This is a genomic window from Methylorubrum sp. GM97 (assembly GCF_024347855.1).
Classification (GTDB): Bacteria; Pseudomonadota; Alphaproteobacteria; order Rhizobiales; family Beijerinckiaceae; genus Methylobacterium; species Methylobacterium extorquens.
The window spans coordinates 771456-790513 of record NZ_AP025942.1 but is presented as its reverse complement, the minus strand read 5'-3'; the positions used below and the strand labels follow the sequence as shown (position 1 = coordinate 790513).

The window sequence follows — 19058 nt, the reverse complement described above, 5'->3', positions numbered from 1 at the left end:
TTGCGGGGTGTGATGTCGAGTTCCCGTTCCCTGACGCCTCTGGACGCGTCGCAATACGATGCCATCGAGGACGCCGTCCGGGAGACCGAGCGCGGCCGGTGGTTTCTGACCGAATACGCTCGCCGCAACCGCAACGCCGACACCGAGGTGCTGCTGGACGCGATCCGGCGCATCGAGAACGTCGTCACGACGGACCGGCCGGACGATGTCGGGCGCTTCCGCGGCGACCTGATGGAGATGGCCGACGCCATCGCCCGCACCCGCGCGGAGGTGGCCGCCCTCTCGACCGCCGAGCAGGGCGAGAGCCGTCTCACGGTCGCCTCGGAAGCCCTCGACGCCATCGTACGCGCCACCGAGCGGGCGACCTCCGACATCCTCAGCGCCGCCGAGGAGGTGCAGGAGGCCGCCTGGACCCTGCGCGAGACCGGAATCGATTCCGAGCTGTGCGACGCCCTCGATCGGCACGCCACGCAGATCTACACGGCCTGCTCGTTCCAGGATCTCACCGCCCAGCGCACGAGCCGTGTGGTGCACACCCTGCGCTACCTCGAGAACCGCATCGCTTCGATGATCGGGATCTGGGGCAGTCCCGAGGACGCGGTGCCCCCGCTCGGCGAGGACGCACCTGTACCGGCCACCGCCCTCGATCAGAGCGATGTCGATCGCTTCCTCGACATGGAAGGGCCGGCGCCCGCGCCGGCCGTATCGACCCTGCGGCCGTTGCCGACCATGGTGCTCGACGACGACCTCGCCTTCCTGCCGGCCAGCCCCGAGACGTCGGAACCGGCCCACGAAGAGGAGCCGGCGGAGCCGATCACGACCGAGATGGCGGCGCCCGTCGCGGTTCTGGCCGATGAAATCCCGGCGGATCTCTTCGCGATGGAGATGCCGGAGATCGAAGCCGCAGCCGAAGCGGAGACCGTCTCGGCCGTGCTCGTTCCGGCTCCGGCCGAGCTGGAATTGGCGGAGGCGTTCGGGGCAGAGGACGAGTCCGCGTTCGAGGTCGTGGCAGACATCGAAGCGGTCGAAGGGGTCGATGTGGTGGAGGAGGCCGAACCGGCCGCCGAACTCACCATCCCGGCCACCCCCGAAGCGGTCATGCCGCTGGCCGAGCCGCTGATCGTGGCGGCGGTCGAGCCGATGGCGGCCGACGATCTCGCCGCGGCCTTCCTCGATCTCGATACCCTGAGCATCGAGGAAAAGATCGCGCTCTTCGCGTGAGGGAGCGGGCCCCGGGGGCGGGCGTTGCGGTTCGTCATGCCGCATCTTTCCGCCTGAAAACCGGCGGCCCCTTTTTCGGCGGATGGCTTATACGGGCCCGGTCATGGCCCTGCATCTTCTGAAGCTGTGCGTCGGTCCCTCCTCCATCGAGGAGTTGGAGGCGCGGATCGCACATTACCGGGCGGAGGCCCTGCGCCTCGGCCAAGCGCCGGAGACGGTCCATGTCACCCGCATGTTCCCCAAGCGCGCCGGGGCCATCGCCGGCGGCGGTTCGATCTATTGGGTGATGAAGGGGACGCTGAGCTGCCGTCAGTCGATCCGCGCCATCGAGCCGGTCACGGGAAGCGATGGGATCGACCGCTGCCGCCTCGTGCTCGATCCGGCGGTGACGCCGGTCTCGCCGCGCCCCTGCCGCCCGTTCCAGGGCTGGCGCTATCTCGAAGCGCGTGACGCGCCCGCCGACCTCGACCGGGCCAGTGCCGGGGAGGTCGCCGAGATGCCCGAGAGCTTGCGGCGGGAATTGGTGGCGTTGGGTTTGATCTGAGGCGGTTGCCGCTTGATCCAAGCGGGGCGCGTCTTGCTCGGCCCGAGCGGCGCTTGCGCCGAGGCCCAATCCGTTATCCCAAGGGGATCGATCGAAGTGAGGCCGCCTGCCTTGTGGCGGCGGCCGATTTGGCCTCGCTCCGGATGGGTGCGAGGCCGGGTCGGTCAGGCGGCTTCCTGCAACCCGACGACGGCCGGGGTAACCCCGAGGCGGTCGGCAAGGTGCCAGCGCAGTTCGCGCGGGGAGTGATACTCGTAGGAAGCGTCGATGAGGTGGCTGAGGTCGGCCTGCGGGCTGCGTGCCTGCGTATCGACCAAGCTGCCCACCCGGAATGTCGCCGCGTTGGTGACGGGCGAAATGGCGCCGTCCTGGCGCCGGAACTCGAATTTCATTGTTTTTCTTCTTCTCGCACCGGATCCCGCGCCCTCTCGGCGTGGCCGGTGTCGTTTCTGGTTGTTTTGGTTTGGTGATTTCGGCGTCGGCGGCGCCCGCCGTGAGACATCCCTGGAAACGCGTTCCGGGAGCCTTCCTCCGGTGGGTGCCGCTTCGTTGGTTGAGAACGCGCCGTCGGGCCGGTTTAACCCCGGTCCCGAAGCGACTTAGACGGCCTGCAGATTGCCGGCCGCGTCCTTGCCGCTACGCTTGTCGGTCAGGACCTCATAGGACACCTTCTGGCCCTCGACGAGGTTGCGCAGGCCAGCACGCTCGACAGCGGAGATATGGACAAACACGTCCTTGCCGCCGTCATCCGGCTGAATGAAGCCGTAGCCCTTGGTCTCGTTGAACCACTTAACAGTCCCAGTATCCACGAATAGTTCCTTCGTTCTTCACACGCCAAGCGCAAGCATCTGCTCGAAGCGAGCACCTGGCAGCGTCCGCCGATTTTGCGGGATGACAAGCGGGTTGCAAATGGACCGAAGCCATTCGCTCCGCCGCGCCCGTCACGACAACATGTAGGCTGACGATGCGGCCTTAACAAGGCGGGATGGAACGCTGCCGCCCCGGAGCCGCGCGCGCGAGGCGGGAGCCCAGTGGGTCAATCGAGCCTAGAGTACTGCCTCCGCCACCCTGTGACAAAGCACGGGGCCGGTGCATATATGAACGTCAATCCAGGCGGTTACGCACCGCTCCAAGGCAGTGCAGTCAGGCGGTTCATGGCGGGCATCTCGGTTTCCCTCGAAGGCGCGAACATCCAGCTCTCGTTCCAGAAGGACGACCAATCGACGGCGGTGGTCATGGATGCCCGCGCCGCCCGCGCGCTCGTGCGCGCCGTCGGCCAGCTCCTCACCGCGATCGATGACGACGGCGAGGTTGACCTGCCCGATGAGAACGGCGACGAGGAGGTCGCCATGCTCGACGTGACGTCGTCGGCCATCGAGGTGGGCACCGATGAGCAGGGTCAGGCGGTGGTGGCCCTCCAGGCCGGCGCGCTGCCGCCGTTCCAGCTGCGGCTGACCGACGAGGAAGCACGCCACGTCGCCTCCAGCCTCAGCGAGATCCTGGCCGCGCCGCGGGACGTCCGCACCTCCCACGGCGGGCATTGAAGGCACGCTCCGCTGAAGGGTGACGCTTCGGCGGAGCGGCGACCCGCCCTATTACGGTCAGACGCCCGGCCTGCCGCGGCGACGACGCGTGCGCTCCGCGCTTGGCAAGGCATCCGGCACCAGGGTGACGGCGACGGGATTGGGCGTGTGGTCCATGGCCGCACCGGTATAGGCATCGACACCCATGCCGATGACGCCGCCAGCCAGGACGTTTCCGGCAAAGCCCGCCGCCCCTGCGCCGGCGAGCTTCGTACGCACCGGCACGGTTTGCGGCTGGAATCCGGGCTTCGTGAAGGTGACGTCGAACTCCTCCGAGCGCGGCACGTCGAGCGAGCAGGGCGTGGTCGCGCAGTACCTGTTCGTCGTAGTGGCGACGGCGGCACCCGGCGGCTCGGAGGTGAAGGCGATCAGCTCCGTCGTGCCGCGCGTGACGCTTCCGCACGCGGCAAGGCTCACCGCGACGAGCGCGGCGGCCAGAGATTGCTTGAACATGATGTACTGTCCCCCAACCGCCTCTGCGGACGGTGGGGCGATTGTTTAGGCGGCTTCGTCTCAACGCAAGCGTGCAGGCGACGAGAGATCGGGGACAGTCCGCACGGTCGTTAGCGTGTGATGAAAATGTGACGTCGGTTGGCCGCGCCCCGCTCGGCGGGGGCGCGGCCTCAGATCAGAGCCGGATGCCGGGATCGGTTGGTCCGCCGGGCAGATAGTCCGGCTCGGAGCCGGGTCCGCGCGGTTCGTCGATGTTCGGGTCATCGACCGGGTAGGGCGTGCGCGGACCGGTCGGCCCGATATCGGGCAGATCGTCGGGCTGCGGCGGCGGGGGAAGATCGCCGGGGATCTGTCCGCCGGGGATGGGCTCGGGGGTCGGGGCGCCGGGATTGGCCATGGACCGCCTCCTGTCTGGCTTCGGGTATGGCGGTCCAACACATCCCCTTCGGTCCAGTTCCGTTCCTCGTTCGTCTCGTGGGCCGTGCAGGTGCGGCGCCGTGACGGTGCGGTCATGGTTTCTGGAACCGCGCCGGGAGCGGTCCGTTGGCCCGGCAATCCCTAACATCAACGGAGCGAAGCCATGCCCGATATCCGCGAGGTCAAGATCCTCATCGTCGCCACCGACGGGTTCGAGGAAAGCGAGCTGACGGTACCGCAGGCCAAGCTGAGGGAGGCCGGCGCCACGGTGACGGTCGCGAGCCCGCAATCACGCCAGTCCAAGGGGACCATCCGCGGCTGGGACAACACCGATTGGGGCAAGGACGTGCCGGTCGATCTCGATCTCGAGAGCGTGAACCCCGCCGATTACGATGCACTGGTTCTGCCGGGCGGGCAGATCAATCCGGACAAGCTGCGTCTCGAGCCGAAGGCGCTGGAAGTGGTCCGCAACTTCTTCACCTCCGGCAAGGTCGTGGCCGCGATCTGTCACGGCCCCTGGCTGCTGATCGAAGCCGGCGCGGTGAAGGGGCGCACGCTCACTTCGTTCGCCTCGATCAAGACCGACGTGATCAACGCGGGCGGCGACTGGCAGGACAAGGAGGTCGTCACCGATGGCGGCATCATCACCAGCCGCAACCCCGGCGACCTCGATGCCTTCTGCGCCAAGATCGTCGAGGAGGTGAAGGAAGGCCGCCACGAGCCGCGTCAGCTCGCCGCCTGAACCTCGCCTCACCGGCACGACAAAGTCGCCGATCCTCGGATCGGCGACTGTTTTTATGCCCGATGACGTGCCGCCGTCAGCGCTTGGCGACGGCCTTCTGAATCTTCGGCCGCTCCGAGGCGGCACCGGCCATCAGCTTGGCGAGGTGATCCTTGTCGACGCCGCTGCCGAGGCTCGCCGGCATCACGGCCGCCTCCGGTGCCGAGCGCTCAGTCTTGCGCGCGGCGATGGAGCCGGTGGTGACGGGGTCGGCGAGCGCCGCCACCGGCAGGGCCGCTGATGCGGGCTCCCGCTGGACGCGCATCGCCCAATGGGCGGCGGTGGAAAGGACGGCGATGGCCAGGATCGCCTTGATGCCGCCGGTCAGGAAACGCCGCATGGTGAGGCCCGAAAACGCTGGGAACGCAGCCGGTTCCCCGGCCTGTCCCCAGCATCGCGCAAGATCGTGAACGAACCCTCCGAGGTGACGCCGACGAAACGTGCCGGATCGGGAAGGCGCGCCTCGCGGATCCTGCCTGCGTCAGATCCGGTGCGCGACTTCCGCGCGGGTCTTCTGGGCCTCCGTCTCCGCCGCGCCGCGGGTGCGCCACAGGCTGTAGACGACGCCGAGGGTGAGCAGGACCAGGGTGACGACGAGTGAGACCCACGGCGGCAGGTGGACGAGTTCCAGCGTGTCGGCGACGACGATCTTCGCGCCGATGAACAGCAGGATGAGGGCGAGCGCCGTCTTCAGGTAGGCGAAGCGGTCCACCATCGCGGCCAGCGCGAAGTACAGCGCGCGCAGGCCCAGGATCGCGAAGATGTTCGAGGTGTAGACGATGAACGGGTCGGTGGTGATGGCGAAGATCGCTGGCACGCTGTCGACGGCGAAGATCACGTCCGCGATGTTCACGAGCACCAAAGCCACGGCGAGCGGCGTCAGCCAGCGCACCATCTTGCCCGTCTTCGGATCGGGCCTGCGGACGATGAAGTGCTGGCCCTCCGGCTTGTCGGTGACGCGCACCCACTTCTTGAGCAGGCGCATGGAGGCGCTGTTCTGGATGTCATGCTCGTCCTCTTCCTTCGAGACGAGCATCTTGATGCCGACATAGATCAGGAACGCGGCGAAGACCGAGAGCACCCAGTGCGCCTGCTGGACGAGAGCCGAGCCGAGCCCGATCATCAGGCCGCGCAGCAGCACCGCCGCGAGGATGCCCCAGACCAGCACCCGGTGCTGCGCCGCCCGCGGCACGCCGAGCGAAGTGAGGATCACCGCGATCACGAAGACGTTGTCCATCGACAACGACTTCTCGATCACGAGGCCGGTCACGTATTCCTGGGCCGGGTCGAACCCGAGCATCCACCAGATCCAGCCGCCGAAGGCGAGGCCGAGGGTGAAGTAGAAGGCGGTGAGGAGAAGGCTCTCCTTCACCCCAATCTCGTGGTTCTTGTCGCGGTGGAGCAGGCCGAGATCGAAGGCCAGCAGGCCGGCCACCAAGGCGTGAAAGCCCAGCCACATCCAGACGGGCTTGCCGAGCCACTCGTGGTTCAAAAATTCCATCATCATCGCGCGGGACCGGATGCTTCACATTGGGAGAGCATCGACTCCGACATCGCGGAAGCGTCTGCCGTCTCCCTCCCGAACGGGCCGCCGATCCGGCGGACGGATGATCTCACCGGAGTACCGGGAGCATCGCGAGGGGGACGGTGCGCGTTCCGCCAGAGGGGCCCGCAGCCGATGTCGGGCAGTTAGACGCGCGATCGCGTCGAATCAAGGGCAGGGCGATTTTCATCCCTGATCCTCACCCACAAAGCGCATGTGCTGATTTTCAGCCCGGCCGCGCTTGACAGGAGCGGGGTCTCCGGGCCCTGCCGCGGATCATGGACGCGGATCGAGAGCATGGAATCGCCATCGTCGGGGGCGGGCCGGCCGGGCTCATGGCGGCGGAGGTGCTGGCCGGGGCGGGGCAGCCCGTCACCGTCTACGAGCGCATGCCGTCCGTCGGCCGCAAGCTGCTCATCGCCGGGCGCGGCGGCCTCAATCTGACCCATTCCGAGCCGCTGCCGGATTTCCTGGGGCGTTACGCCCCCGTCGATCCGCGCCTGCCGGCGGCGGTCGAGGCCTATCCGCCGGACGCGCTGCGGGCATGGTGCGAGAGGCTGGGGCAAAACACCTTCGTCGGGTCGAGCGGCCGGGTATTTCCGGAAAGCTTCAAGGCCTCGCCGCTGCTGCGCGCTTGGCTCACCCGCCTCGACGCCTTGGGCGTCACGATCCGCACTCGGCACCGGCTCGTCGGCCTAGAAGACGGCGCGCTGGCCTTCGACACGCCGGAGGGCCCGCACCGCGTCCGGCCGCGGGCGACGCTGCTGGCGCTCGGTGGGGCGAGCTGGCCGCGGCTCGGATCGGACGGGGCCTGGGTGCCGCTGCTGGAGGGGAACGGCGTCGCGGTCGCACCGCTCAAGCCCGCCAATGTCGGCTTCCACGTTGCGTGGTCGGCGCATTTCTCGGGACGCTTCGCGGGCGAGCCGCTCAAGCGCCTCGCCGCGCGCATCGGCGGGGCGAGCGCCCGCGGCGAGGCGGTCGCCACAGCGGACGGCATCGAGGGCGGGGTGATCTACGCGCTCTCGCGGCCGATCCGCGAGGCAGTGGAGCGCGACGGCGTCGCCGAACTCACCCTCGACCTGCGCCCGGATCTCGATGCGGGCGTGCTCCAGGCGCGCCTTGCCCGAAGCCGCTCCGGCGAAAGCCTCTCCACCCGCTTGCGCAAGGCGGCCGCGCTGAGCCCCGCCGCCATCGGCCTGCTACGCGAGGCGCATGCCAACGCCCTGCCGACCGAAGCGGAGCCGCTGGCGGCGGCGATCAAGGCGGCGCCGCTCCGGCTCCTCGGGCCAGCCCCGATCGCGCGGGCGATCTCGACGGCGGGCGGTGTCACCTTCGCTGAGCTCGACGCGCATTTCATGCTGCGGGCGCGGCCCGGCACTTTCCTGGCCGGCGAGATGCTCGACTGGGAAGCCCCGACCGGCGGCTACCTGCTTCAGGCGGCCTTCGCCAGCGGCCGAGCCGCGGCGAAGGGGATGCTCGCCTGGCTCGACGGGCAGGGGTGAACCCGGTCTGGCTCAGGGCCGGGCGCAGATCCCGACCATGCCGCTGCTGCCGGCCGCGCAGGAGGCTTTCGTGTCGCCGTCCAGGGTCGCCGCGCCGCCCGTCTGGCAGGTGGCCGAGGCCAGGACCTCGCCCGCATCGCAGGAGAGCGTACAGCCCGAATCGGTGCAGGCGCGCGCCCGCACGACACGGAACGGGGCCGATACCGTTGTCGCAGTCTCACCTTTCGATCCCGGATCGCCCTTGGGGCCGCGCTCGCCCTTCGAGCCCGGCTCCCCCTTCTGTCCAGGCTCACCCTTGAGGCCCTGATCCCCCTTCGGTCCCGGCGCGCCCGGAGGCCCGGCCAGACCCGCTTCGCCCTTTGGTCCGGTCTCGCCCTTTGGTCCGGTCTCGCCCTTGAGGCCCTGCTCGCCCTTGGCCCCCTGCTCACCCTTCGGGCCCGGATCGCCCTTCGGCCCGGCGGCACCGGGCGGTCCCTGGAGGCCGGCGCTACCCTGCGGGCCGGCGGGGCCCTGTTCGCCCGCCTTGCCGGCCGGCCCCTCCGGCGCGCAATTGGCGACCACCGCCTCGCGCTCGTTCTCGCCGGCCTTGACCATCGCGACGCAGGTCGCCGGCCGGTAGGGCAGCCGGAACTCGAAGCGTCCGCGCCGGTCCGACAGGACGGAGATGTCGTCGTCGAGGATCACGGTGACGCCGCTCTTGCCCACGCTGCCGCTCATGCGCAGGTCGCCGCCCTCGATGCGCGCGTCCCAGATCTGGATCGGCTGGACCGGCGGGCTCGGTGCCTTGGCACGGGCCGCCCGCGACTGCGTCTCGCCCTGGCTCTGCGCCGCCGCCGGTCCGGCAAGGACGAGGCCCAGCGCGATCAGGATCGGCGAGAGGGTCGGCCAAACGGCTCGCGAAGTGGACGGCTTTCGTGCTCCCAGGTCGCGCGTCGTCGGCATGCTCGCTCCTCCGATCTTGTCCCGCGCATCTCCCGGCGCGGCGGAGGAAAGGTTTCGGTTGCCGGCCGGCCAGGGTCAAGCCCGCGGCGTCGTCCACACCCGTCCACACCGCCCATCCACAGGCCAAGCGGCTGAGGTGGAAGGCTGTTTTTAGATTGTGTCCACAGCTCCGGGCCGCCGGAAGTGAAGCCGATGCGCGCCGTGCGGAGAACCACCGGCAAAACCGTAAAGCCATCGGCGGGTCGATCCGTTAAGAAGGCCGGCAGAGTGCCCGGTCCGCCGACAGCCCGCACGGGCGCGGCCGGCCTAGGCTTGCGACCTTCGAGACCGAACCACCGCCATGCTTCGCCCGCTTCTCGCCGTCCTGTTCCTCTTGTCCACCGCCGCGCAGGCCGACGAGTGCGACGCGCTCGCCGCCCGCATCGCGCAGGCGACGGGGGCGAAGAAGGCCGGCCGCCGGGTCGGTCCGAGCATCGACGTCCGGGCTGCGAGCGGGGTCCGGCTCGATCTCACCTGCCGTGCCCAGCCCATCGTGCAGGCATCCTCGGGCGATCCCTCGCCCTCCGCCGAATTCTTCCACGAGCTGACGATCGCGTCCGAACTCGTGGTCGGCGAGCCGGCCGCGACCGTGCAGCCGATCCTGGCGCGGGCCTACCAGACGGCTTTGCGCGAGGGGCGCAAATCCTTCATCCAGCAGAACGGCTGGTCGGCGAGCTGCTACACCGACAGCGCCGGGGCGCTCCGGACCCTCTGCTCGGTCGGGCGCATCCCGACGGAGTAAGGGCTGACAGACGGCACGGCCGTCTTCCCGATCGTTCCCGCTTGAACGAAGCGCGCGCCCGCGCCAATGCGGAGGGCAAGGGTCCGCCGCAGGGATCCGTCGCAAGAACATCGATCACAGGGCATTTGGTGAGGAAGCGCGCGATGGCCGAACCGATCGTCAATCACCTGTTCAGCCTCGTGCGCACCCATTGCCCGGCCGATCCGGGCGCCAAGGTCTTCATCGAGACCTCGGACGGCGCGCGCTACACCTATGCCGACCTCCTGGCCCGCTCCGGCGCCTATGCCAGCGCGCTCCGGGCCCTCGGCGTGAAGCCCGGCGACCGGGTCGCGGTGCAGGTCGAGAAGAGCGCTGAGGTGATCTTCCTCTATCTCGGCGCGGTGCGGGCCGGCGCGGTCTTCCTGCCGCTGAACACCGCCTACACGGGACCCGAGATCGCCTACTTCCTCGGCGATGCCGAACCGGCCCTGTTCGTCTGCGATCCCGCCCGCGAAGCGGACCTGTCGGCGGTCGCGGGCCAGGCCGGCGTGCCGCAGACCCGCACCCTCGACGCCGCCGGGCACGGCAGCATGGCGCAGGCCGCCGACTCGGCGAGCCCGGACTTCGCGGATGTGCCCCGCGGGGCCGACGACCTTGCCGCGATCCTCTACACCTCGGGCACGACCGGGCGCTCCAAGGGCGCCATGCTGAGCCACGACAACCTCGCCTCCAACGCGCTCACCCTGGCGCAGTATTGGCACTTCACCGAGCGCGACGTGCTGATCCACGCCCTGCCGGTGTTCCACACCCACGGGCTGTTCGTGGCCACCAACATCGTCCTGGCCACGGGCGGCACGATGCTGTTCCTGCCCCGGCTCGATGCGAAGAAGATCCTCGAACTGATGCCGCGGGCCACCGCGATGATGGGCGTGCCGACCTTCTACACGCGGCTGCTCAAGGAGCCCGGCCTCACCCGCGAGGCGGCGGCCCATATGCGCCTGTTCGTGTCGGGCTCCGCACCGCTGCTCGCCGAGACCCATCGGGAATGGGCGCAGCGCACCGGCCACGCCATCCTCGAACGCTACGGCATGACCGAGACCAACATGAACACCTCGAACCCCTACGAGGGGCGCGGCGGGCCGGCACGGTCGGATTCCCGCTGCCGGGGGTGACCCTGCGCGTGGTCGATCCCGAGACCGGCGCGCCGCTCGGGCCCGAGGAGGTCGGGATGATCGAGGTGAAGGGCCCCAACGTGTTCCAGGGCTACTGGCGCATGCCGGAGAAGACCGCCGCCGAGCTGAAGGTGGACGGCTTCTTCATCACCGGCGATCTCGGAAAGATCGACCGCGACGGCTACGTCCACATCGTCGGCCGCGGCAAGGACCTGATCATCACCGGCGGCTACAACGTCTATCCGAAGGAGATCGAGGTCGAGATCGACGCGCTGCCCGGCGTGGTCGAATCCGCGGTGATCGGCCTGGCCCATCCCGATTTCGGCGAAGGCGTCACGGCGGTGGTGGTGCCGGGCGAGGGCGCGCCCGACGAGGCGGCGGTTCTCGCGGCGCTGGAAGGGCGGCTGGCCAAGTACAAATGCCCCAAGCGCGTGCTGTTCGCGGCCGAACTGCCGCGCAACGCCATGGGCAAGGTGCAGAAGAACCTTCTGCGCGAGACCCACGCCGACCTCTACCGCAGCTGACGCGGTCGCCCGCTCGCGCTGGCGGGTTCCCCTGTCGGACCGGCCGAGAGGGCTGCGCTGGCGCTCTCAAGCCTGTGATGCGATGCTGGCGGTGACCGGTGTTATGAGCCTGCTCATGCTCCGGGAACTCTGCGTCCCGGTGGCGTGGACCCGATGGCGGTCCATGTTTTCTCCGTCTGGAATCCTCGGAGTTTCGTCCGAACGTGACTAAGAGTGCCGAACACGACCGGATCGAAGCCGAACTGGTCCGCGTTTCCAAAAGCACCGACCCGTTCGCGGCCGCCGTCAAGGCGACGCGGATGCCGATGCTGATCACCGACCCGCACCGGCCCGACAACCCGATCGTCTTCGTCAACGGCGCCTTCAGCAAGCTCACCGGCTACAGCCGCGAGGAGATCCTCGGCGCAATTGCCGCTTCCTGCAGGGACCGGAGACCGACCCGCGCGACGTCGCCCGGATCCGTGACGCCGTCGAGCGGCGCGTGCCCGTCGAGATCGACCTCCTCAACCACAAGAAGAGCGGCGAGGTCTTCTGGAACCGCCTGCTGATCTCGCCCGTCTTCGACGACGAGGGGCAGCTCACCTACTTCTTCGCCTCGCAGTTCGACGTGACCCTGGAACGCGACCGGATGGTCCGGCTCCAGCGCGACCGCGACGCCCTGGAACAGGAGGTCGAGCGCCGCAACGACGACCTCACCCGCAGCGAGCACCGCCTCGAATTCATGTTGGCCGCCGGCCGGCTCGGTGCCTGGTCCCTCGACCTCGCCGAGCGCCGGCTCGTCGCCTCGACCCTGTGCAAGCAGAATTTCGGGCGCCCGCTCAGCGAGCCCTTCAGCTACGACGACCTCGTCGAGGCGGTGGTGCCCGAGGATCGCGAACGGATGCAGGCCGCGATGCAGGCGGCCATCGACCGCCGGAGCGATTACGACGTCGAGTACCGCGTCGCGGCCCCCGGGGGCGAGGTGCGCTGGGTGCAGTTGCGCGGCCGGGCCTATTACCGGGCCGACGGGGCGCCGCATTCCATGGCCGGCATCTCGCTGGACGTGACCGACCGCAAGCGGGCCGACGAGCAGCGCACCCTGCTCGCCGCCGAGATGAAGCACCGGGTGAAGAACACGATCGCCACGGTCCAATCCATCGCCCACCAGACCCTGCGCAACGCCGCTTCGCTCGACGATGCCCGCCGAACGCTGGACGCGCGTCTCAACTCGCTCGCCGCCGCCCACGACATCCTCACCACGGAAGCCACCGCCGGGGTGACGCTCGCCGAGGCGGTGGAGAGCGCCCTGCAGCCGTTCCGCGTCAGTCCGCGCAACCGCATCCGCTTCGGCGGGCCGGAGGTGCGCCTCACCTCCCGCCTGACGCTGGCCGTGGTGATGGCGCTGCACGAGCTTGCCACCAACGCCGTGAAGTATGGCGGCCTCTCGAACAATTCGGGCCGCATCATCCTCAACTGGGACGTCGAGGGTCGTGCGTCCAAACGCCTGCTGATGCGCTGGGAGGAGTTCGACGGTCCGCCGGTCGAGAGGCCGTCGCGGGTCGGTTTCGGCACGCGCATGATCGAGCGGGTGCTGGCGGCCGAGTTCGGCGGCGAGGCCAAAATCGACTACCGCAGCCGCGGCCTCGTCCTCACGCTCGAGGCGCCGCTGCCCGAGCGCGAGGTCGCCTGAGGGGCACGCGCGCCGAAGCCGTCGCCCGTCCCGACGTTTCCGGTGGATGCGCCGCGCTTCGAGGGAACGGCCAAGCCTGATCCGGGGTTGAACGGCGTCTCATCCAGGCGCTTGCGCCCGACCCCGCGAATCATGCCGTCCTCCCCCCAGACCCCGCCCCGCCTGCCCGCGGAAGGCACGGCCTCCGTGCTCTGGACCCTGATGATGGGGGCGGCGCTGGTCGCGCTCGCCGCCGCGTCCCGACGCCCGCCCGACGCGGACGACGCGGATGACGAGCCTGCGGCTGAGGCGGCGAAGGAGCGCAACGGCGGCGCCCATTCCCACGAGGGGCGCTCCGCCCGCTGGGTGGCGGCGACGCAAGCCAATCGCGGCCGCGCCGCTGACCATCCCGGCGAGATCCCGTCGCCCGGCTGGTGGGACATCGCCACGCGGGTCTACCTCGAATTCAACAAGGACCGGGTGCTCTCGGTCGCGGCGGGCGTGACCTTCTACACCCTGCTCTCGCTGTTCCCGGCGATTGCCGCGCTCGTCACCTGCTACGGGCTCGTGGCCGACGTGAACACGATCAACGTTCACCTCTCCACCCTGCACGGCGTGCTGCCGGAAAGCGCCATCGAGATCATCGGCGAGCAGGTCAAGCGCATCGCCACTAAGGGAAGCGGCGCGCTCGGCTTCACCTTCTTCACCAGCCTGACGCTGTCGCTGTGGAGCGCCAACGCCGCGATGAAGGCGATGTTCGACGCGCTCAACGTCGTCTACGAGGAGGAGGAGAAGCGAAACTTCTTCTGGCTCAATGTCCGCTCGCTCACCTTCACCGCGGGCGCCCTGCTCTTCATTATCCTGGCGCTGATCTCGATCGTCGTGCTGCCGGTGGTGTTCAACTTCCTGGGTCTGGGCGACGGCGCGCGCCTCATCGCCATGGCGCGCTGGCCGGTGCTGCTCCTCGTCCTGCTCGGCGGGCTGGCCGTGCTCTATCGCTACGGCCCGAGCCGGGAGCGGGCGCGCTGGCGCTGGGTCGGCGCCGGCAGCGTCGTGGCGGGCGTGCTCTGGCTCATCGCCTCGATCCTGTTCTCCTGGTACGTCGCCAATTTCGGCAACTACAACGAGACCTACGGCTCGCTCGGCGCCGTGATCGGCTTCATGACCTGGATCTGGATCTCGGCGACGATCGTGCTGCTCGGCGGTGAGATCAACGCCGAGATCGAGCACCAGACCGCCCGCGATTCGACCACGAGCCCGCAGAAGCCGCTGGGGCAGCGCGGCGCGCGCATGGCCGACACCGTGGGCGCGGCGGCCTGAGGCGAGCAACGCATCATCCGTTCTTGCGCGGGAGGGTCGCACTCGTGACAAGCGGTGCCCGGCACCATCTTGCCAAACGAGAAAAGCACCGGAGGAACGCGACATGGCCGGATCCGACGTCATCGGCACAGATCCCGAGATTCGCACCGAAGAGGAATGGCGCGCGGCGCTGACGCCGGAGCAGTACCGCGTGCTGCGCGAGCATGGCACCGAGCGGGCCGGCACGAGCGGCCTCAACGCCGAGAAGCGCCCCGGCACGTTCGTCTGCGCCGGCTGCGGCGCCCCGCTGTTCGAGAGCGACACCAAATACGAGTCGGGCAGCGGTTGGCCGAGCTTCTTCGCGCCGCTCGACGATGCGGTGGAGACGACGGTCGACCGCAGCCACTGGATGACCCGCACCGAGGTGCATTGCGCCCGCTGCAAGGGCCATCTCGGCCACGTCTTCGAGGATGGTCCGGCCCCGACGGGGCTGCGCTACTGCATGAACGGCGTCGCTCTCGACTTCGAACCCGAGGGCTGAATTCATGGGATCGGCCCGATGAATTCCACGCCTTTTCGGCCTCCAGGCTTGCCGCGTGGTTGTTTCGGGCCCATCACTTCGCCATGAAGGTCCATGTGAAGAACAGGTTAACGCCCCGGTCTTCGCGGACCGCCCATGTCCAATACGGTGGGCGGCAGCCGATCCCCCTCGGGATCGGCGCCCCGAAGGCCGAGTGTCCGGGCGCGGTCCCGGACCGGTGCGTGCCGACCCGCGGAGGGAAGTGAATGAGTGTCGTTCGCCGGTTTCTCGTGGCGCCCTCTCTGGTCCGTCTTCTGCGGAAGGAGCGGGGCGGGTCCCGCGTCACCGAAGGTTACTTCGCGCCGCAGGCCGGGCGGACCTCGTTCGTGCGGCTGCAGGGTACCAACTGCTTCCTCGTGCTGATGACCGGCTCCGAGGGGGCGATGGCCGAGGAGCGCACCGAGGTGCCGCGCGCCCACGGCGACGCCCTGCTCGACGTCTGCCAGGGCCGGGCCGTCTACGAGCGCACCACGGTCTCGCTCGGTGGTTCGGTCGAGGCGCTGGTCGATCGCTACGTGCGTCCGTCGGGCCTCGACATCGTCAGCCTCGTCTTCTCCGACGCGTCCGCCGCGCAGGGCTTCACGCCGCCGGTCTGGTTCGGCGCCGAGGTGACGACGGACAAGGCCTATGACGGCCAGTCGATTGCAATCACCGGCGTTCCGACGCCGGGCGACATCCCTCTGAGCAACGCCGCCCTTGACGCGGTGCTCGACCTGATCGAGCCGCGCTTCGGCTCCAATCGTCCGCCCTTCACCCCGTCGAAGCCGGTGTCGCCCCCGCGCGACACTCCAGCGCGTCCGCCCGAGCCGCCGAAGCCTGCGCCGGTTCCGGATGCGCTCCTCGCGGCAGCGGTGGCGGAGCCGGCCACGCCGCCCGAGACCAAGTCTGAGGAGCAGCCTCAGGCCTCCGAAGAGCCTCTCCCGGCCGCGGCGGAACCGACGCCCGAAGCCCCCAAGGCCGAGGAGCCTGCGCCCGCCGAAGCACCGGCGCCCGAGCCGGCCGTTGCCGAAGAGCCTGCACCGACGGAGGCCGCCAAGCCCGAGGAGGCGCAGCCCGCGGCCGAGACCGCCGAGACTCAGAAGCCGGCGGCCGAGTCCGGCGAGCGGTTGCCGCCGGATGCGCGCATCGACGACGTGATCGAGAGCCTCTCGAAGGCGCTCGGCGCCGCGATCCGCAACCCGCAGGAGCCGGGCCGCGACGAAGAGGTGACCGAGGCGTTCGAGCGCTGGCAGGTCCGGCCCCGCCGCACGCAGCAGACCTAACCGGCTGCGTCGAAGGATTTCTAGGAACGCCGGCTCCTGCAAGGGGCCGGCGTTCTTCGTTGCAGGGTCTCACATGACCGCCGCTTGTCTGCGAGGCGGAGGGGAACGCCCCCGTTCGTCACCGACCGTGGGGCACGGATCCTGGGGATGGCGAGGCGGTTGGCTGGAACCGGCAAGGGGAAGGCTTCGTTGGCTGGCATCCGGTTGCAACCTGCCGGGTGAAGCACCGGTACGTGTCCATTCCCAACGAGGAATCGCCGCCATGAGACGTTTCGCCATTGCTGCCGCAGGGCTCATGCTCTGCCTCATGCCGATCGCCGGTGAGGCTCAGGCCCAGGGTATTCCGGGCGGAATGCGCCGCGGCGCGGCCGAGGGCGATCGCGTCGCCGGACCGATCGGCGGCATCGTGGGCGGCGCCGTCGGCGGTGCAGTGGGCGGCGTGAACGGCGTGCTCGGCATCGATCCCGGCCGGCGCGCCTACCGCACCCGGATGCGCTCGAACCGGCCCTACCATCACCGCCGTCACCATCCGCGCCACCACCGCCACCGCTGAGTGCGTGTGGTCATGCGCGGGGAGGGGGCCCCCTCCGCCGCGCATGTCGGCGCATCAGGGCATCTTCGCTCAGCACAGCGAGGCCCGAGGCGACGATGATGCCGGCGCCGAGCATCGTCCAGGCGCTCGGCACGTCGCCGAACAGCAGGTAGCCGAGCAGGACCGACCACAGGATCTGCGTGTAGATAAAGGGCGCGAGCAGGCTTGCCGGCGCCCGCGCATGGGCCAGCACCAGCAGCCAATGCCCGATCGTGCCGAACAGCCCGACTGCGATCAGCAGCGCCCAGACCGTGCCCGAGGCCGGTGCCGTCCAGATCCACGGCAGGAGCGGGCTCATCACCGCGAGCCCGCCGAGCCCGGTGTAGAACACCGTCGTGGCCGTCGAATCGTGGGCCGCGAGCTTGCGCGTCACGATCACGTAGACCGCGTAACAGAGCATCGCGCCGAGGCTGAACAGGATCGCCGGCTTGGCCGCCAGCGCGTCGGGCCGCACGATGACGAGGACGCCGACGAAGCCCGCCGCCACCGCCGCGAGCCGCATCCGCGACGACCATTCGCCGAGCAGCGGCCCGGCGAGCAGCGCCACGGTGAGCGGCGCGGCGAACTGGATCGAGATCGTTTCCGCGAGCTGGAGCGAGCGCAGGGCCAGGAAGTTGCAGGCGGTCGAGCCGAACAGCAGCAGCGAGCGCAGGATCTGGAGCGGCAGCCGCCGCGAATGGGCGACGCCCGGCCGTGTCACCGGGTTGATCAAGGCGGTCACCAGCGCAACGTTGACCGCGTAGCGCATGAAGGTGGTGAGCAACGGATCGACGCCCGCACCCGCCAGCACCTTGCCCGTGGCGTCGAGGCTGGCGAAGAACACCGGTGCGACGCACATCAGGGCGATGCCGACGAGGCGACGCGGATCGCGTGCGATCGCGCGTTCCGTCTCGCCGACCTGTTTGGCGGACACGACTCTCTCCCGGTCTCCGGCCTCGATCGAGGCCGTAGAGCAAGCCGGAGTCCAGCGCATCCCGGCTCCGCGCGGGGCCGCGTCCCGCAAGCGGCTTAGAGTTTCATCCTTCGGCCCGCGCCCAATCGGCAGCGACGGCCCGCCGGCCGCGTCATGCACCCGCGCCGGAGCCTGCGCGCGGTTCGTGGATCGGGCAGCCGTTATGCTCGGCCCGGAAGCCGGCGGAGGCGGGGTAGGCGGCCCGGCGGGCGCGCATGATCGCGCCGAGCGGCCGGTGCGCGGCGAGCGCGTGCCAGGGATTGAAGGCGAGCCCGTCGTCGATCTGCCGGACCTTCTCCTCGCTCCACGCATCCTGCCGCGGCACGGTGAGGCGGGCTACGGCGAGATAGGGGCTCGCCTCCTCGGGCCAGGGCTTCGAGGCATCCTCGACCGGCATCGTCTCCTCGTCGGTGCGCAATTGCGCCCGCAACTCCCACACGCCCTCGTTCTCGGCGAAGAACGCGGTCACCGCCTCCCGCAGGCCGTCGGGCCGGCCGTTGACGTTGAGGCTGGCGCCGGTCAGCGCCGTCAGTTCGGGCGAAACCGGTGCCACCGCGACCTTGGCGATGTAGGCGCCCCAGCGCAGGGGAACCTGGCTGTAGAACGTCTCGCCGAGGATGTGCGTCTCCGGATGGCCGCCCATCGAGATCAGGGTCGGGCTCTGGGTGCCGAGGCCTTCGAGCACCGTTTCGACGCCGCGTAGAACCGCCGAGAACGCCTTCTTGAACACCTGCGGCGTGTCGGTGGTGGCGGCGAGAAGCTTGAGGCTCTTGAGGAAGGCCGCGTCGTCCGGCGCCGTGAAGGCGGGGGCGTTGGCCATCACGAAATCCTGGCTCGTGCCCTCGTCCCCCTCCAGACGCTCGCCCTCGACGCCGATGATCTTCAGCGCCAGGCCGCGCGGGGTCGAGACGCTGTCGTCGAGGATGTCGCCGGGATTGGTGGAGAAGCGCAGCACAGCCTCGTAGGTGCCGGGCGTCTCGAATAGCCCTTGCGCCAGTTCGGGCGGCAGACCGTCGAGGATTTCGAGGCGGCCGGTGAGCAGGCCGTGCGCCTTGGCGTGAACGCCTCGCACCGCCCGGCCGTAATCCTTGAACGTGGTCTCTTGGATCTTCGCGAAGGTCGCGAGCATCTGCGCGTGGATGTCGGCCTCGTCGGTGCGCGGCTGCTCGACGGAGGGATGATAGGGAATCGGGCTCGCAGGGCTCACGTCCGGCCTCGTGGTGGATCTGCCGGTCCTGACAGAGCCGGTCTAAATCCAAACGAAGGGTGGTGCCGGCTGTTCA

At 69.5% G+C, this 19058-nt stretch carries 19 protein-coding genes and 2 pseudogenes; 12 read left to right on the top strand and 9 right to left on the bottom strand.

Translation table 11 applies throughout. The annotated features are described in order from the left end of the window. The first annotated feature begins 12 nt into the window (after positions 1 to 12). Both MSPGM_RS03770 and MSPGM_RS03765 read left to right on the top strand, forming a co-directional pair. Complete coding sequence (locus tag MSPGM_RS03770; protein WP_003598893.1) at positions 13 to 1221, top strand: hypothetical protein; 1209 nt, start codon at positions 13 to 15, stop codon at positions 1219 to 1221. Positions 1222 to 1324: 103 nt separating this feature from the next. Then, positions 1325 to 1765: a DUF1489 family protein gene (locus MSPGM_RS03765; protein WP_012752164.1), complete on the top strand. Its 441-nt coding sequence runs from the start codon at positions 1325 to 1327 to the stop codon at positions 1763 to 1765. Positions 1766 to 1929: 164 nt separating this feature from the next. On the opposite strand, the gene MSPGM_RS03760 is transcribed toward MSPGM_RS03765, so the two are convergent. Both MSPGM_RS03760 and MSPGM_RS03755 read right to left on the bottom strand, forming a co-directional pair. Next, on the bottom strand, positions 1930 to 2157 hold the full coding sequence (locus MSPGM_RS03760) for a hypothetical protein (RefSeq protein WP_003598896.1): 228 nt from the start codon (positions 2155 to 2157) through the stop codon (positions 1930 to 1932). 207 nt (positions 2158 to 2364) lie between these two features. Next, complete coding sequence (locus tag MSPGM_RS03755) at positions 2365 to 2574, bottom strand: cold-shock protein (protein ID WP_003598898.1); 210 nt, start codon at positions 2572 to 2574, stop codon at positions 2365 to 2367. Between the two features lie 345 nt (positions 2575 to 2919). Here MSPGM_RS03755 and MSPGM_RS03750 point away from each other — a divergent pair, with 345 nt between their 5' ends. After that, complete coding sequence (locus tag MSPGM_RS03750; protein ID WP_003598900.1) at positions 2920 to 3309, top strand: hypothetical protein; 390 nt, start codon at positions 2920 to 2922, stop codon at positions 3307 to 3309. Positions 3310 to 3366: 57 nt separating this feature from the next. Here MSPGM_RS03750 and MSPGM_RS03745 read toward each other — a convergent pair whose 3' ends face one another. Both MSPGM_RS03745 and MSPGM_RS03740 read right to left on the bottom strand, forming a co-directional pair. Then, entirely contained in the window at positions 3367 to 3801 is a 435-nt protein-coding gene (locus MSPGM_RS03745) for a hypothetical protein (protein WP_003598903.1), read from the bottom strand. 175 nt (positions 3802 to 3976) lie between these two features. Further along, positions 3977 to 4198 (bottom strand): hypothetical protein, encoded by a 222-nt coding sequence (locus MSPGM_RS03740; protein WP_003598905.1) that lies wholly within the window; start codon positions 4196 to 4198, stop codon positions 3977 to 3979. Positions 4199 to 4381: 183 nt separating this feature from the next. Here MSPGM_RS03740 and MSPGM_RS03735 point away from each other — a divergent pair, with 183 nt between their 5' ends. After that, positions 4382 to 4960 (top strand): type 1 glutamine amidotransferase domain-containing protein, encoded by a 579-nt coding sequence (locus MSPGM_RS03735; RefSeq protein ID WP_003598907.1) that lies wholly within the window; start codon positions 4382 to 4384, stop codon positions 4958 to 4960. Between the two features lie 76 nt (positions 4961 to 5036). Here MSPGM_RS03735 and MSPGM_RS03730 read toward each other — a convergent pair whose 3' ends face one another. Both MSPGM_RS03730 and MSPGM_RS03725 read right to left on the bottom strand, forming a co-directional pair. Continuing rightward, positions 5037 to 5339, bottom strand: coding sequence for a hypothetical protein (locus MSPGM_RS03730; protein ID WP_003598909.1), 303 nt, complete (start codon positions 5337 to 5339; stop codon positions 5037 to 5039). Between the two features lie 141 nt (positions 5340 to 5480). After that, positions 5481 to 6506, bottom strand: coding sequence for a TerC family protein (locus MSPGM_RS03725; protein WP_261926172.1), 1026 nt, complete (start codon positions 6504 to 6506; stop codon positions 5481 to 5483). A 314-nt stretch (positions 6507 to 6820) separates the two neighbouring features. Between MSPGM_RS03725 and MSPGM_RS03720 the strand changes: the two genes are divergently transcribed. After that, positions 6821 to 8044: a TIGR03862 family flavoprotein gene (locus MSPGM_RS03720; RefSeq protein ID WP_003598913.1), complete on the top strand. Its 1224-nt coding sequence runs from the start codon at positions 6821 to 6823 to the stop codon at positions 8042 to 8044. Between the two features lie 12 nt (positions 8045 to 8056). Here the strand turns inward: MSPGM_RS03720 and MSPGM_RS03715 are convergent, their stop codons facing one another. Further along, positions 8057 to 8986 (bottom strand): collagen-like protein, encoded by a 930-nt coding sequence (locus tag MSPGM_RS03715; RefSeq protein ID WP_012752163.1) that lies wholly within the window; start codon positions 8984 to 8986, stop codon positions 8057 to 8059. Positions 8987 to 9326: 340 nt separating this feature from the next. On the opposite strand from MSPGM_RS03715, the gene MSPGM_RS03710 reads away from it, so the two are divergent. The 7 genes and pseudogenes from MSPGM_RS03710 (at position 9327) to MSPGM_RS03680 (ending at position 16784) form a co-directional block, all read left to right on the top strand. Then, complete coding sequence (locus MSPGM_RS03710) at positions 9327 to 9767, top strand: hypothetical protein (protein ID WP_003598916.1); 441 nt, start codon at positions 9327 to 9329, stop codon at positions 9765 to 9767. Positions 9768 to 9910: 143 nt separating this feature from the next. Further along, positions 9911 to 11442: pseudogene (locus MSPGM_RS03705) on the top strand (malonate--CoA ligase). A 203-nt stretch (positions 11443 to 11645) separates the two neighbouring features. Then, positions 11646 to 13111: pseudogene (locus MSPGM_RS03700) on the top strand (HWE histidine kinase domain-containing protein). A 132-nt stretch (positions 13112 to 13243) separates the two neighbouring features. Continuing rightward, positions 13244 to 14410, top strand: a complete 1167-nt coding sequence (locus MSPGM_RS03695) for a YihY/virulence factor BrkB family protein (protein WP_003598920.1) — start codon at positions 13244 to 13246, stop codon at positions 14408 to 14410. Positions 14411 to 14513: 103 nt separating this feature from the next. Beyond that, on the top strand, positions 14514 to 14930 hold the full coding sequence (msrB, locus tag MSPGM_RS03690; RefSeq protein ID WP_003598922.1) for a peptide-methionine (R)-S-oxide reductase MsrB: 417 nt from the start codon (positions 14514 to 14516) through the stop codon (positions 14928 to 14930). Between the two features lie 245 nt (positions 14931 to 15175). Next, complete coding sequence (locus MSPGM_RS03685; RefSeq protein WP_003598924.1) at positions 15176 to 16231, top strand: hypothetical protein; 1056 nt, start codon at positions 15176 to 15178, stop codon at positions 16229 to 16231. Between the two features lie 262 nt (positions 16232 to 16493). Then, a complete protein-coding gene (locus MSPGM_RS03680) occupies positions 16494 to 16784 on the top strand; it encodes a hypothetical protein (RefSeq protein WP_003598925.1) in 291 nt (96 codons plus the stop codon). Positions 16785 to 16794: 10 nt separating this feature from the next. Here MSPGM_RS03680 and MSPGM_RS03675 read toward each other — a convergent pair whose 3' ends face one another. Beyond that, positions 16795 to 17796, bottom strand: a complete 1002-nt coding sequence (locus tag MSPGM_RS03675; protein WP_003598927.1) for a DMT family transporter — start codon at positions 17794 to 17796, stop codon at positions 16795 to 16797. A 91-nt stretch (positions 17797 to 17887) separates the two neighbouring features. After that, positions 17888 to 18982 carry a catalase family protein gene (locus MSPGM_RS03670; RefSeq protein WP_012752161.1) on the bottom strand — a complete coding sequence of 365 codons (1095 nt, stop codon included), beginning with the start codon at positions 18980 to 18982 and terminating at the stop codon, positions 17888 to 17890. Positions 18983 to 19058: the final 76 nt, after the last annotated feature.